Here is a 14,949-nt window from a genome sequence, read left to right as displayed (position 1 = left end):
TTACATAAAGAATACACTCCCGCATTCTTTATGTAAAGCATTTATGTAGAAACAGACAGATGCCTGCCGCCGCTGGCATCTGCCTGCTTAAAAATATTCTCTTATTTGAGACCGGATACGTCGATGTTAAGCGCCGCCGCCGTATCTTCGTTGACAGTCAGATTGCACTTATCTGCCGGCAGATATTCGATCGGCATCTGAGAGATATCAGCTCCCTCTGTCAGAACTCTGACTGCCTGCTGGCCGGTCAAGTATCCCAGCTGGAAGTAGTCAATTCCATATGTAGCCAATCCGCCGGCATCCACCATGCCTTCTTCCCCGCAGATAACCGGAATTCCGTTATCAATCGCTACCATGCCGACAGTCGCCATGCCAGCTGCAATGGTGTTGTCTGTCGGAGCGTAGATCGCATCCACATTACCTACCATGGAAGTAACAACCGTCTGAAGCTCGTTGGAATTCGAAACCGTGTAGTCAACCGCTTTCATTCCCTTCGCTTCGATCGCTTCTCTGGCCATCTTGGCCTGGATCTCAGAATTGGATTCCGCTGAACAGTAAAGGACGCCAACCGTCTGCGCATCCGGAAGAATCTGCTTTAATAAATCGATCTGCTCCTTTACCGGAGTTAAGTCAGAAGTACCGCTGACATTACCGCCGGGAACGTCGTTGCTTGCAACCAGATCAGATTCCGCAGGATCCGTTACCGCAGTAATCAGAACCGGAATATCCGTCGTCGCACCGGCAACAGCCTGTGCAGCCGGAGTCGCAATCGCAAGAATCAGATCGTCGCCGTCATTCACCAGCTTGCTGGCGATGGTCTGACAGGTCGGCTGATCGCCGGAGGCGTTCTGCTGATCCACCGTATAGTTAATTCCGGCGTCATCAAGCGCCTGGATAAATCCCTTGTTTGCCGCATCCAGTGCGGAGTGCTGTACCAGCTGAAGTACGCCGATCTTAAACTGCTTTCCATCATCCGTCTTAGCCGCTTCCGCAGTTGTCTCTTCTGCCTCCGTGTCAGCCGCGGAGGAAGCCGCTTCTGCTGTCGTTGTCTCAGGCGCCTTCGTTGTCTCTGCCGGCTTGCTGCCGCATGCCGTTAAGGACATCATCATGGCTCCCACCAGGATGAGTGATGCCGCTTTTGCTGTTTTTTTCATAACCATTCTCTCCTCTTCTTCACAAATCTCGTTCGATCTGAACTTAATTGGTATCATACTACAAAAAATCCGCCCCGTCAATTTCATCGCATTAATTTTATGTGTGTTTAACGCATTAAAGTGTATTTTTGTTAAAAATGCCGAAAACAGAGAAATGGTTTTATCACTTTTTACCCGGCCAGAAATCCGTTTCCTATAATCTCGCTGGAATTGGAAATCAGAATAAAGGCGCTGGGCTCCACTCGCCTGATATAGTTTCTGAGCTTTAATGCCTGGGACCGCTTCATGGTGGTCAGAACCACGGTCTTCCGGTGATGGGTAAACGCTCCCTGCGCCTCATACACCGTCGCGCTCCGGTTCAGACCATTAATTATATAGTCGCAGATCGGCCCCGGATCGTCACAAATGATGCTGAAGCATTTACAAAGATTGATATTCTCGATCACATCGTCAATGACCAGTGATTTTGCCATAAGTCCGAGGGAAGAAAACAGTCCCGTCTCCGGTCCGAATACAAAGAACGCCATAATCACTGCAGCCATATCCACAACAAGCAGCACCGTGCCAATGTTGCAGCTCGTATACTTTTTCAGAATCATCGCCACGATATCGGTTCCGCCGCTGGAGGCGCCGATATGAAACAGGAGCGCCGAGCCGACTCCCGGAAGCAGAATCGCAAAGATCAGTTCCAGCAGAGGCTCTCTGGTCAGCGGGCGGACCATCGGGCACGTCCGTTCTAAAAATGAGAGGGTAAATGACATCAGGATGCTGGCGTAAACCGTCTTCACGCCAAATCCGCGCCCTAAAAAAATAAAACCGGCCACTAAAAGCGCCATATTGACAATCGTCGTAAACTGACTTGCCGACCAGTGAGTCACCGCACTTACTACCGTGGCAAAACCCGTGACACCTCCGAAAGCAAAATTATTCGGGAATTTGAAGAAATAAATTCCGATGACCATAATCCAGATACTTCCTGTTATGATCCCATACTCCGCCAGTGTTCTGAGTGTTTTGTTTTCAATCTGTTTCATGACTTTGTCTGTCATCCCCGGCCTTTTCTTCCAGCCGGTCCCCCTTTTATCACGCTAGTAAATGAGAGGCATGCCTCTCATTCCCAATAGAATATAGCGCAATCAGATTACAATTACAAACACCAAACAGGCTGACCCGGCCACAACAGTATGTCTGTGGCAGGATCAGCCTGCAAAAGTCAGTTTATATCACTTCAGGCTTCCACAAAGCCTGTACTGTGAAGGAAACGCCCAAACGCGGTTCTTCCCTTCTCGTCACACTTATAGACGCCCGCATCCTCAAGGACGCGCTCGAATACAAGGCCTACTTCCTTCTGAAGAATCTCGTCGATGGTTTCCTTCGTGATCTCCGGATAATTTGGCAGGAATTCCTCCACCCAGTCCGCATGTTTTTCGATCATTTCATTGCTGCGGATATCCTTCTTTTCCAGAATATACCCGGCCAGAAGGCTCAGCTCATCCTTCAGTCTGGAAGGAAGGACCGCCAGTCCCATAACCTCGATTAAACCGATATTCTCCTTCTTGATATGGTGGAGCTCCTGATGCGGATGGTAAACGCCCAGCGGATACTCTTCCGTCGTAATATTGTTCCGGAGCACCAGGTCCAGTTCGTACATACCGCCCTTTTTCCTGGCGATGGGGGTGATTGTGTTATGCGGTTCCCCGCCGGTCTCCGCGTAAATAAATGCCTCCTCGTCCGTATAGCCTCTCCACGCCTGCAGAACCCGGTCTCCCAGCCGGATTAAGTCATCCGGATTCTTGCTGCGGGTTCTTAAGACAGCCATCGGCCATTTCACAATGCCGGCTTCCACGCCCGGGAAATCCTCCATCTCGTAATACTTCTCAATCGGCGCCTTCGCCATGGCAAAGGTATAATTGCCGCCCTGGAAATGGTCATGGGACAGGATGGAACCGCCCACGATCGGGAGATCCGCGTTAGAGCCCAGGAAGTAGTGAGGGAACAGTTTGACGAAATCAAACAGCTTGACAAAGGTGTCCTTCTCAATCTTCATCGGAATATGCTGGCCGTTAAACACAATGCAGTGTTCGTTATAGTAAACGTAAGGGGAGTACTGGAAGCCCCATCTGCTGTCGTTAATTTTCAGACGAATGATCCTGTGGTTGTTCCGGGCGGGATGATTCGTTCTCCCGGCATAGCCCTCGTTCTCCATACAGAGCTGACACTTGGGATAACCGCTCTGCTTCGCCAGCTTTGCCGCCGCAATGGCTTTCGGATCCTTCTCAGGCTTGGATAAGTTGACGGTAATGTCAAGATCGCCATACTTCGTGGCCGTCACCCATCTCATATCCTTTTTGATGCGGTACCGTCTGATGTAATCGGAATCCTGACTCAGGTTATAATAATAATCCGTGGCTGCCTCCGGAGATTCCCCGTTATAGATGTCCCAGAATTTCTTCTCGATCTCACCAGGTCTCGGCATCAGGCAGTTCATCAGTTTTGTATCAAATAAATCCCGGTATGTAATGCTGTCCTCCGGCAGAACGCCTGTCTCATGGGCATAATCCAGCAATTCCTTTAAAACGGATTCCAAGTCGGTCTCACTTAACTCACCCTCCGGTTCCTCATACTCGTCCATCCGCATCACGTCAAGAATCTGGTTCGTGGCATAGATCCTGTCGACCTCAGTAATCAGCCCTGTATCCATTCCGTACTGCACCAGTTTCTTTATTGCCTCATAAATCATCCCAATCCCTCCTGTTTTCTTCATGACTGTGTTCCCTCTATTATAACTTGAGGGAACACGTAAAACAATACGATATCCTTTGTTTTTCCTATAATTTTTTTATAAAGCGCAAAAGGCGTTCCACAATCATCCCTCCGACGAGGCCAATCACAAGACCGGCTGCCGTTCCCGCAATCAGGAGCACAGGCAGATAAATAAATACCCCCGCCTGTTTCACCACCAGAGCTGCCACGCAGAGCTGGCCGATATTGTGGCCCACTCCGCCGATGACGCTGATTCCCACTGAGCTGAACCACTCCCGCTTCTTACACAGGATCATCAAAAGAATACTCAGCCCCCAGCCGCCGAGGCTGTACAGCATACTAAAGACATTTCCAAAGGTAAACGCCACCAGCACGATCCTGATCATGGAAACGGCTACGGTTCCGTAAATTCCAACTGTGTAGAGGCCCACGACCGTCACCAGATTGGCAAGTCCCAGCTTTACGCCCGGAACCCCAAGGGAAATGGGGATCAGCGTCTCGACAAAGCTCAGTACAAAAGCGAGTGCAATCAGCATGCCGTAGAGCGCCGTCTTATGAGCGGGGCTTTGCTCCGTCTTTCCTGTCATCATCTTACCTCCTGCTTCCAAGCACGTAAACAGCCGTCTTATACCGCTTACGCGCCGTATCTGTTTCTACCGCCTACCATCTTACCATACTTCCTGTATAAAATACAATTGCCAGACTTCGAAAAGTCCGGCAATTGTTTTAAATTTCATCAATCCTTACTGCTTATCTGGAAGCCTGCTTCAAACAGTCTTCCACACCGCCTGTAAATCCGTATAAATTGATGCTTACGGAGGCTATGGCATCCGTATAGCCATCCTCATTGATCAGACCGTCCAGAGACTGGTTCTCCAGAACATAGGCTACCACAGACTCCGCCTGCTCATGCCACTTCGGGCCGTCCTCTGTCATCACATACTCGCCGTTCATGGACAGATTGCTCTTTTTCTTTCCGTCTTTATCGACGCAGTCCCAGGTGAGCGCTGTGATCTTACCATCTTTGATCGTCATGGAAACCTGATCCTTATAGCCATTGCCGTCAAATTCCGGAGACTCGTAGGAGTAGCTTCCGTCCTTCACCGCACTTGCAGAAGCCGCCGCGGCACTGCCTTCTGACGACTGGCGGAGACAGTCCTCCACGCCGCCGACAAAGCCGTATAAATTGATGCTCACAGAAGCCACGGTATCCGTATAGCCATCCTCATTGATCAGGCCGTCGAGAGACTGGTTCTCCAGCACGTATTTTACTACGGCCTCCGCCTGTTCATGCCACTTCGGGCCGTCTTCCGACATCACATACTCGCCATCCATGGAAAGGTTGCTCTTTTTCTTTCCTTCCTTATCCACACAGTCCCAGGTGAGAGCCGTCATCTTTCCGTCTTTCACAGTCATGGAAACCTGATCCTTGTATCCATTGCTGTCGAATTCCGGAGCCTCATAGGAAAAGGTTCCGTCGCTCCAGCTGCTCTTAGCCGCGGTCCCCTCAGACGCCTGACGCAGACAGTCCTTCACTCCATTTACAAATCCATATAAGTTAATGCTTACAGACGCCACCGTGTCAGTATAGCCATCCGCGTCGATCAAGTGATCGAGAGACTGGTTTTCCAGCACGTATTTCACTACGGCTTCCGCCTGCTCGTGCCACTTCGGTCCATCCTCCGTCATCACATACTCGCCGTTCATGGACAGGTTGCTCTTCAGTTTGCCGTCCTTATCCACACAGTCCCAGGTTAGTGCCGTAATCCTGCCGCCCTCAATGGTCATGGCTACCTGATCTTTGTATCCGTTGCTGTCAAATTCCGGCGCTTCATAAGAATAAGAGCCGTCATTCCAGCCGGCCTGTGCTTTGGCTTCTCCGGCCGCCTGCTTCAGACAGTCCTTCACACCGTTCACAAAACCGTATAAGTTAATGCTTACGGAGGCTACCGTGTCGGTATAGCCATCCGCGTTGATCAGGCCGTCCAGAGACTGGTTCGCCAGCACGTACTTCACTACGGCTTCCGCCTGCTCGTGCCACTTCGGTCCATCCTCCGTCATCACATACTCGCCGTTCATGGACAGGTTGCTCTTCAGTTTGCCGTCCTTATCCACGCAGTCCCAGGTAAGCGCCGTAATCCTGCCGCCTTTTACAGTCATGGACACCTGGTCCTTGTATCCGTTGCTGTCAAACTCCGGCGCTTCATAAGAGTAAGATCCGTCGTTCCAGCCAGCCTGTGTTTTGCCTTCTCCGGCCGCCTGCTTCAGACAGTCCTTCACACCGTTTACGAAACCGTATAAATTGATGCTTACGGAAGATACGGTATCGGTATAGCCTTCTTCATTGATCAGACCGTCCAGAGACTGATTCTCCAGCACGTATTCCACTACGGCATCCGCCTGCTCATACCACTTCGGGCCATCCTCCGTCATGACGTACTGGCCATCCATGGAAAGCTGGCTCTTCAGCTTGCCGTCCTTATCCACGCAGTCCCAGGAAAGCGCGGTGATCTTGCCGTCTTTGATGGTCATATTCACCAGATCCTTGTATCCGTTGTCATCGAATTCAGGAGCTTCATAGGAATATGTACCGTCATTCCAGCCTGTCGCTGCGGATTCCTCCGCCTTTGTCGTCTCTTCCTCCACCGCTTCGCCTCTGGCTTCGGCAAGAGCCTTCTCCACTGCTTTTATAATTGCGTTGCTGCTGAGTGTGGCGCCTGAAACCGCATCCATATCCAGCGTCTGCTTGCCGATAATTGCATCCGGAAGGGAAGGTACTACCTGATCCAAAAGTGTCTCTTTCTCTCCCACTACATCGATCGACTCGATCGCCTTTGTGGAAACCTTAACAGTTACTGTTACAGGTCCGCCGTATCCGCGTGCGGACGCTGTATACGTTCCCGCCGTATAGATCGCAGGACGCGCCATGTCATCAATTGCCTTGTAAAGCGGATCGGATCCCAGTATTGTTGCTCCCGCCAGAACCACCAGCGCACCCAGCCCGATCAGTCCCTTTTTCTTCGTATCCAAACTGCCTTTATTCATGATTTCCTCCTGAAATGTACGATTTGCTACTTTGTTTTTATTTTAACATATTCTTAATGCTTCAAGCAATGGTTTTTTTAATGATTTTTGATTATTTTATAAAATTTTTATAACTTCATGTATAATTCTGGAAATTGTGTTATACTATGAAGGGCAATTGTCGAAGAATTGGAAATATATGCAAGTAAAACACGCTTTATTATGCTAATTCATCACAGCAGCGCTTAAAAGTACAGAGAACAGGAAGCGAATTATGAGTACAGAGAATAAAAATAGAAAAATGAAGAAAAAAGAACTGGTTATGATCCTGGTTATTTTGGCGGTTTCCGCAGTCCTCTATGCAGGATCACGGATTCTATTTTCAAAACCGCCTGCAAAAGTAGAAATATCAGTCGATGGAACCGTAATAGAAACCCTTGATTTAAATAAAGACACCGAGCTTACCGTTGAAGGCTGGAACGGGGGGACGAACCACATCGTCATCAAGGACGGAACGGTTCACGTCACCGAGGCCAGCTGCCCGGATAAGGTCTGTGTCAATCAGGGAACGATCCGGCGGACCGGGGAAGCCATTATCTGCCTCCCCAACCGTATGATCGCGCGTATTACCGGCGGAGAGTAAATCTCCGCCTATTTTTTTGCCGCAATCTGGCGTTTTAAATATCCAAAGGCCCCGGAACGGCAGAGAACACCGATCAGAACCGCAGCGATTGCAGTTCCGCACAGCGTACTCATCAAAAACGGCACTACATAGAAAAACAGGGCAACCTCTTTTCCCATAAGAACAGCGGCAACCGGATAACAGAGCGCTGCTCCCAGGAAACCGGTGCCGATGATCTCAGCCGCACAGGCAGCGGTCAGTTTTCCAGTGCAGCGGTAGGCCAGCCCGCAAAGCAGCGCCCCCACCATGCTTCCCGGAAATGCAAGAAGGCTTCCCGTTCCAAGCAGATTTCTGATGAGGGAAGTACAAAATGCGATGGCCACACTGTAAACCGGCCCCAAAAACACTCCCGCCATGACGTTCACCATATGCTGAACCGGGAAACACCTCGACGCTCCGATCGGTATGGAAAAGGTGGACAGTGCCACGGCTACAGCGGTCAGCATACCGCTGACCACCAGTTTCTTTACATCAAACTTCATCTTCCGTTCCTCCAGTGTCAGGTCAAAGTACCGGCTGCAGTTGTCCGCGTCTCTTCACGAACCAGCCCGTTTAGTTTTTTCATTTCCGGCACGATAAAGCACGCCACAATCACAGCGGAACCGACATCCGCCACCGGTCCGGCATACAGGATTCCATCCAGGCCGAAAAACAGCGGAAGTATTAAAAGCAGCGGAATTAATAAGATCAGCTGACGCATCATAGACAGAATTGACGCCTTCAAAGGCTGACCCGTCGCCTGGAAATAGTTAGTGGATACGATCTGGAAACCGGAACAGAAGACTCCGCCCAGATAAATCCGCATACATTTTACGGCAAACTGTGTAAACTGGGCGTTGCCGCTTCCAAACAATCTTAAAATCATGTGAGGCATCGTCTGGCATATAAGCCAGCCTATGGAGATGGACACGGTAGCAGAAACCACTGCCTTACCGTATGCAGACCGGATTCTGTCGTATTTTCCTGCTCCGTAATTGAAGCCCAGAATCGGCTGGGAACCGACTCCGATTCCAATACAGAAGGAGCCCAGAATCATGACGATCTTCATAACGATCCCCATGGCGCTGAGGGCCACATCGCCAGTCACTTCGCTTAAGTTTCCATAATGAACCAGCGAATTATTCATCACCACCTGCATCACACAGGCCACCAGCTGGGTAATTCCCGAGGAAGCCCCCAGAGTCATGGCTCTGCCGCACACCCGAGGAACAGGCTTCATCAGCTTGAATTTAAAACGCATATTCCCTTTTTTCCAGAAATAGAGGCAGAGAATCAGAGCGGATAATATCTGCGAAGTGATGGTGGCTACTGCCGCCCCTTTGACGCCCCAGTGAAAAACGAAGATATAGATCGGATCCAGAATCGTGTTTAACACTGCACCGATTAAAATTCCATACATGGACAGACGGGGATTTCCGTCGGTTCTCGCCATGTTGGACATGGTAATTCCCAGCACGCTGAACGGAACGCCCATCAGCACGATCGAAGCGTAATCCCTGGCATACGGCAGGACCGTATCCGTAGCACCGAACATACGGAGCATCGGATCCAAAAATATCAGTCCCAGCAGGGCCACTATAATTCCCACTCCGACAGAGAGGGAAAATAAATTATTCAGCGTCAGATTCGCTTCTTTTTCATCTCTTTCGCCCAGCTTAATGGCGGTGTAAGCGCTGCCTCCGGACCCTAACAGAGTTGCAAATGCCATGACAATCGTCATCATGGGAAACGACACCGTTGTGGCGGCATTTCCCAGATAGCCGACTCCCTGGCCAATAAAAATCTGGTCTACGATATTATAAATCGAATTGACCAGACATGAGATAATCGAAGGGACAGAAAATGCCAGCAGCAGCTTTCCTACCGGCTCTGTCCCCAATGGGTTTTCTTTCTTTAATCCTGTTTTTTCATTCATTCTAATCTGACTCCCTTTCATTCATGCACTTCCACGCATTTTCAGCCATCTTACTAATCAATTGTTCTGCCTGTGCACTCTCTTCCGCCGTCAGCCCTTCTGTCAGAATCTGATTCCACTCTCTTCTGATTTCATAAAGCCGTTCCAGGATAGGAGCCGCTTTTTCTGTTGTGTACAGATGCCGGATTCGTTTGTCCGCCTCATCAGCCTGCATACGGATGTAGCCCTGCTCTTCCAGTTTTTGAATCCCTTTTGTCACAGTCCCCTTGTCGAAATGCCCCAGCTGAGCCAGTTCATACATATTAATGCCCTGATGCTCATAAATACAGGTCAGAAAATAATTCTGCCCGCTTCCAATATGGTATTCTGCCAGTTTCCTGTCACAAAAACGGTTTCCCTGCCGGTATATCATGGATACGCCTCTGCTGATATAATTTTTCGTCCCCATCCTTCACCTCCTTAAATGGTTGGATATCCAACGATTTACTATATCACAAAATAGTTGGATAGTCAACTATTTTTGATTATCCCAAAAACGTGTTACTGTGATAATCAAAAAAAGCGCCCATACCAGATACCCGGTATGGGCGGTAAAAATACTGCCAGATAATGCCTCTGTCACAGTCTGCTCTTTTTCAATCCTTTCTCTCATCACCGAAAAAGAACAGAGCCACGGTTCCCGGCCCCGTATGGGCACCGATCACGGTTCCAATGCTGTTGATCAGCACGCTTCCGTCCAGCTCCGGGAAGCGCGCCTCCACAAGATCTGCCACGGCCCTTGCGTCGCCGCCGCAGGCGGAACAGGAGATAAAACATTTCCCTTTGTATCCGGTCTTTCCCTCCGCGTGCAGTTCCATCATCCTGACCGCTTCCTGCATCGCCTTTTTCTTCGTTCTGATCTTCTGGCGCGGAATTAAATGTCCCTCGTGATCCATGTTCATCAGCGGGCATATGTTTAGTACGGTTCCCAGCATGGCCGAGGTTGCCGAAATACGGCCGCCCCTCTTGAAACTGGTAAGATCCGTGGAAAAGAACCAGTGATGTACGTGAAGTCTCCGTTCCATCGTGATCCGGTAGACCTCTTCCAGCGAAAGGCCCTGATCACGCAGATCCGCTGCTGCATCCACCAGCAGTCCGTAGCCGGAAGACGCTCCCAGCGAGTCCACAACCAGAATCTTCCGGTCCGGATACTCTTCTCTCAGTTCTTCCACCGCGCTGCAGGCGGAATTATAGGTTCCTGAAATACCGGAGGAAAGACTGATATGCAGAATGTCCTTTCCCTCCTCTAATATAGCTCCAAAAAAATCATGGAACTCAGCCACATTGACCTGTGATGTCGTCGGCATGGCACCTTTTGAAATCCTGTTGTAAAACTCATCAAACGGCATGCTCTGTCCCAAATCGTCCGGGTAGGACACCCCGTCCATTAAGTAGTGGAAGCAGACATAGGGAATCTGACGCTCGTCAAAATATTCTTTCTTCATATCTGCCGTAGAACAGCATGTTAATACAAATTGATTCATACTCCGCACACCTCCTTTTGTGATTAGCCTTCTTCATTCTATCACAAAATCTGTCAAATTGGAATCTTTACCGTAAATTCTGTCCCCGCCTCCAGTTCAGACTGTACTGCAATGGTTCCATGATAGAAGCTTACGATGTGCTTTACAATGGATAATCCAAGGCCGGTTCCTCCCTGCTTGCGGCTTCTCCCCTTGTCCACCCGGTAGAACCGTTCGAAGATGCGTCCCAGGGATTCTTTGGGAATTCCCATGCCGTTATCCCTCACGCGTATGATCATTTCCCTGTTTTCTTCCGTAATCGTCACCCAGACCTCACCGCCGGGTTTGTTGTATTTGATGGCGTTGCTGAGCAGGTTGCCCAGAAGCTCCGTCATCTGGCGCGCGTTGGCGTAGATGCAGAGCGGCTTGCATTCCGCGTGAACCAGAACCTCGTGGAAGGCGGCCAGCGGCTTCAGCGATTCCAGGACGTCATCCAGAACGATGGCCATTCGAACGTCCTGACACACGACCTCTGCCTCCTTCGTCTCCAGCCTGGAAATCATCAGAATATCGTTGATCAGGCTGGTCATATGAACCGCCTCTTTTTTGATCCGCCGGACGAAATCCATCTTCTGATCCTCATCCTGGATAATTCCGCTCTCCAGCAGCTCCGCATAGCCCTGAACCGACGTGATCGGCGTCTTCAGCTCGTGGGAAGCGTTGCTGAAGAATTCCTGCCGGATCTGACGTTCCAGTTCAATCTGGTTCAAATACTCTTTGACGTTTTTTGACATTTCCGTCGTCGTCTCCGCAATAATATTGATTTCCGGATACTGGTACGTTTCAAAAGTCAGTTCCGTGTAGTCCCCGTTGACCTTCAGCATCTCCTGCGATATTTCCTTAAGCGGCTTCGTGACAGAGGCCGCAAAACTGTCGGCCGAGCAGGCAGAATACATAATCGCCACCAGAAAGCTGAGCCAGATTGCAGGAAGGAGAAGCACCAGATACTCCTTAAATCCGGTAAAGGGAACCGCCATGCGCAGAATATAATCGGAGTGATCGGATACGCAGGCCACATACAGCATATTTTTCTTCAGCGTATCAGAATACCGCCGGGATGAACCGCTTCCCGATTCCAGCGCTTCCTTAATCTCCTCCCGGTCCAGGTGGTTATCCATGGAGGAGGTATCCACCATGCCGGTATCGGCAGCGACGCTTCCATCCTTTCTGATCACTGTAAAACGGCTGCTGTTGTCGCTGACGGTCTCCTCCAGCTGCTTCACCTCTCCCTCCAGATCACCGGAATAGTCGAGTACACTGTCGATGGCGCGCAGCGTATAGGTCATATCCGTTCTGGAGTTTTTTAAGAGTGCGCTGCTGGCTGCAATATAAAAGATGGCGCTGCTTAAAACCAGCGCCGCCAGGATTACCTGAATAAATTTTACAAATATGGCCTTTCGCATATCAGCCTTCCTCCGTTTTCACAAAGCGGTATCCCACGCCGCGCACTGTGCGGATGCAGAACGCGCCCTCCTCGCCCAGCTTCTGGCGCAGTGTACGGATGTGCATGTCAAGCGTCCTCGTCTCTCCGTCGTAATCGTAGCCCCAGATGTGGTTTAAAAGTTCATCCCGGGTCGCCACCCTGCTGTGATTCTCCATGAGATATAAGAGCAGCTCATATTCTTTTAAAGTCAGCTCCACCTTTTTCCCACGGCTCGTAACTTCTCTTGTCTTCTTATTTAAACTGATTCCGTACTTCTCTAAAATCTCCTCATCAGCCTGGTTCCTGGCCCTGCGGCGAAGCAGACTTCTGATTCTGGCCGCCAGCTCCATGACGCCGAAAGGCTTTGTCATATAATCGTCGGCCCCGCCATCCAGTCCTGCCACCTTATCGAACTCTCTGTCTTTGGCAGTCAGAATGATGATGGGCATGTCTGCCAGCGAGTCATTTTTCCGTATTTTTTTAATGGCACTCAAGCCATCCATACCCGGAAGCATCAGGTCAAACACCGCCAGGTCCGGCTGATCTGCCTCGATATTTTTAAGGGCGTCTTCCGCCATCTCAAAGGCAGAAACCACGTAACCGAAGCCTTCCAGGGCAATCCGGATCAAATCCCTGATATTGTCGTCATCTTCTACTACATAGATTCTTTCCATACTTGCCTCCTACATCTCATCTCTCACGAACCCCGCAATGTTGTGAGCGTGATCCGAAATCCGTTCCAGGTTGCTTAAGGCTTCCAGGAAGACAATACCGTTTTCCGGCGTACACTTATGGCTGGACAGACGCTCAATATGGCGTTCTCTCAGTTCTTCCTCCAGCATGTCCACGCTCTCCTCGCTCTGTACCACTGCCCTTACCTCAGACATGCCTGCTCCGGCTCTCGCTTTGATGGCGTGTTCCAGAGCAGCGCGGACGGTCTTTATCATCTCTTTCATCTCTTCTGCCGCATCCTCTGAGAATTCGATATTTTTGTCCGCCTTCTCCACCGCCAGTTCCGATAAGTTTTCACAGTGGTCGCTGACCCGTTCAAAGTTGCTGACCGTATAAAACAGATTCTTAACCAGCAGATGCTGTTCCTCGTTTAACGACTGGTTATTAATTTTTACCAGATACGATGTAAGCAGCTTTTCATACTGGTTGATCTTTGCTTCCAGCTTCTCCACCTGTTCCGCTTCCGCCCTGCTGTTATCCAGCAAAGCCGCCGCTGCAATATCAAAATTTTCCAGCGCTGCTTTTCCCATATTAATAACTTCCTGAGTGGCATTTTCAATCGCAAAAGATGGCGTCTCCAAAATTCTCTCATCGAGATGGCGCTGCATCTGGGAGCCCTCCGTCTCTGCCTTCCCGCTTTTACCGTCTCTGACCAGCAGGCTTGAGGCCTTTACCAGGAAGCCTGCAAACGGGAACAGCAGAAGGGTATTGCTTACATTAAACACCGTATGGAATATGGAGATCTCCACACTGCTGATCGTGGAAGACGCAAACACCGGATTCAGTTTAAAAACGATATACATGACGATTCCGAAAAAAATGGCTCCCACCGTATTAAACATAAGATGAATCCCTGCTGCCTGCTTCGCCGTCTTATTGGCTCCCACGCTGGACAGAAGCGCCGTCACGCACGTACCGATATTCTGTCCCAGCGTAATAAAGATGGCAGACTGCCAGTTCACGATTCCATTTAACGCCAGCGTCTGCAAAATCCCTACGGATGCGGAAGAGCTCTGGATAATTCCCGTTACTGCAGCTCCCGCCAGAATGCCAAGAAACGGATTTCTTCCAAGTACGGTAAACGCCTGCGCAAAAATCGGAGCATTGCGGTATGGGGTGATGGCAGCCGACATAAACGTGAGACCGATAAACAGCACGCCGAAGCCCACCAGAATCTCTCCCACCTGCTTTTTTCTGCTGTTCTTACAAAACAGCGTCATGATTGCTCCCACACCCACCAGGGCCGGGGCAAAGAATTCCGGTTTCAGCATCTCGCCCCACTCGCTCATGGATACGATCCAGCTGGTCACCGTGGTTCCGATATTGGCGCCCATGATAATACCGACCGCCTGCCCAAGATTCATAATTCCGGCATTTACAAAGCCGACGACCATAACCGTAGTGGCGGAACTGCTCTGAATAATGGCTGTGATTCCTGCTCCCAGAATCACGCCCATCAGGCGGTTCTTCGTTAATGCTCCCAACAGCTGCTGCATGCGGTGTCCCGCAGATTTCTGCAGTCCGTCCGCCATGGCGTTCATGCCATAGAGAAACATTCCCAGTCCCCCGACAAATTGAAACAGCATCTGTACATCAGTGATTGACATAGTCCCCTCCCGGATTTCATGAAATGATTTGATTGATTATGTAAGTACTATATCAAATCTATGTAAAGTATGATGCACGGGAATGTA

At 50.0% G+C, this 14,949-nt stretch carries 13 protein-coding genes; 1 reads left to right on the top strand and 12 read right to left on the bottom strand.

Going from position 1 to position 14,949, the window contains the following annotated elements:
- Positions 1 to 101: 101 nt before the first annotated feature.
- The 5 genes from NE473_RS00365 to NE473_RS00345 form a co-directional block, all read right to left on the bottom strand.
- Positions 102 to 1,154 carry an ABC transporter substrate-binding protein gene (locus tag NE473_RS00365; RefSeq protein WP_039892307.1) on the bottom strand — a complete coding sequence of 351 codons (1,053 nt, stop codon included), beginning with the start codon at positions 1,152 to 1,154 and terminating at the stop codon, positions 102 to 104.
- A 170-nt stretch (positions 1,155 to 1,324) separates the two neighbouring features.
- Positions 1,325 to 2,188, bottom strand: a complete 864-nt coding sequence (locus NE473_RS00360; RefSeq protein ID WP_039892319.1) for a YitT family protein — start codon at positions 2,186 to 2,188, stop codon at positions 1,325 to 1,327.
- A gap of 194 nt (positions 2,189 to 2,382) precedes the next feature.
- Positions 2,383 to 3,894 carry a UDP-glucose--hexose-1-phosphate uridylyltransferase gene (galT, locus tag NE473_RS00355; protein WP_081034772.1) on the bottom strand — a complete coding sequence of 504 codons (1,512 nt, stop codon included), beginning with the start codon at positions 3,892 to 3,894 and terminating at the stop codon, positions 2,383 to 2,385.
- A gap of 88 nt (positions 3,895 to 3,982) precedes the next feature.
- A complete protein-coding gene (locus NE473_RS00350) occupies positions 3,983 to 4,504 on the bottom strand; it encodes a Gx transporter family protein (protein WP_022032689.1) in 522 nt (173 codons plus the stop codon).
- A 163-nt stretch (positions 4,505 to 4,667) separates the two neighbouring features.
- Complete coding sequence (locus NE473_RS00345; RefSeq protein ID WP_055648807.1) at positions 4,668 to 6,962, bottom strand: FMN-binding protein; 2,295 nt, start codon at positions 6,960 to 6,962, stop codon at positions 4,668 to 4,670.
- Between the two features lie 253 nt (positions 6,963 to 7,215).
- Here NE473_RS00345 and NE473_RS00340 point away from each other — a divergent pair, with 253 nt between their 5' ends.
- On the top strand, positions 7,216 to 7,584 hold the full coding sequence (locus tag NE473_RS00340; protein WP_055648806.1) for a NusG domain II-containing protein: 369 nt from the start codon (positions 7,216 to 7,218) through the stop codon (positions 7,582 to 7,584).
- A gap of 8 nt (positions 7,585 to 7,592) precedes the next feature.
- On the opposite strand, the gene thiW is transcribed toward NE473_RS00340, so the two are convergent.
- The 7 genes from thiW to NE473_RS00305 all read right to left on the bottom strand — a co-directional run bounded on the left by thiW (position 7,593) and on the right by NE473_RS00305 (position 14,862).
- The gene (gene thiW, locus NE473_RS00335; protein WP_006775254.1) at positions 7,593 to 8,105 is read right to left on the bottom strand and encodes an energy coupling factor transporter S component ThiW; all 513 of its coding nucleotides are present in this window, start codon (positions 8,103 to 8,105) and stop codon (positions 7,593 to 7,595) included.
- Between the two features lie 17 nt (positions 8,106 to 8,122).
- Positions 8,123 to 9,538 (bottom strand): MATE family efflux transporter, encoded by a 1,416-nt coding sequence (locus NE473_RS00330; protein ID WP_022032691.1) that lies wholly within the window; start codon positions 9,536 to 9,538, stop codon positions 8,123 to 8,125.
- 1 nt (position 9,539) lies between these two features.
- Complete coding sequence (locus NE473_RS00325) at positions 9,540 to 9,986, bottom strand: MarR family winged helix-turn-helix transcriptional regulator (RefSeq protein WP_006775251.1); 447 nt, start codon at positions 9,984 to 9,986, stop codon at positions 9,540 to 9,542.
- Positions 9,987 to 10,173: 187 nt separating this feature from the next.
- Entirely contained in the window at positions 10,174 to 11,061 is an 888-nt protein-coding gene (locus NE473_RS00320; protein ID WP_022032692.1) for a DegV family protein, read from the bottom strand.
- Between the two features lie 53 nt (positions 11,062 to 11,114).
- Positions 11,115 to 12,503 carry a sensor histidine kinase gene (locus tag NE473_RS00315; RefSeq protein WP_006775247.1) on the bottom strand — a complete coding sequence of 463 codons (1,389 nt, stop codon included), beginning with the start codon at positions 12,501 to 12,503 and terminating at the stop codon, positions 11,115 to 11,117.
- Position 12,504: 1 nt separating this feature from the next.
- The gene (locus NE473_RS00310; RefSeq protein ID WP_022032694.1) at positions 12,505 to 13,197 is read right to left on the bottom strand and encodes a response regulator transcription factor; all 693 of its coding nucleotides are present in this window, start codon (positions 13,195 to 13,197) and stop codon (positions 12,505 to 12,507) included.
- 9 nt (positions 13,198 to 13,206) lie between these two features.
- Complete coding sequence (locus NE473_RS00305; protein ID WP_055648805.1) at positions 13,207 to 14,862, bottom strand: Na/Pi cotransporter family protein; 1,656 nt, start codon at positions 14,860 to 14,862, stop codon at positions 13,207 to 13,209.
- Between the last annotated feature and the right edge of the window lie 87 nt (positions 14,863 to 14,949).

Source organism: Hungatella sp. SL.1.14 (assembly GCF_024460495.1).
Classification (GTDB): Bacteria; Bacillota; Clostridia; order Lachnospirales; family Lachnospiraceae; genus Hungatella; species Hungatella hathewayi.
The sequence above is the reverse complement of the archived record's forward strand: the minus strand, read 5'-3'. Positions and strand labels throughout refer to the sequence as shown.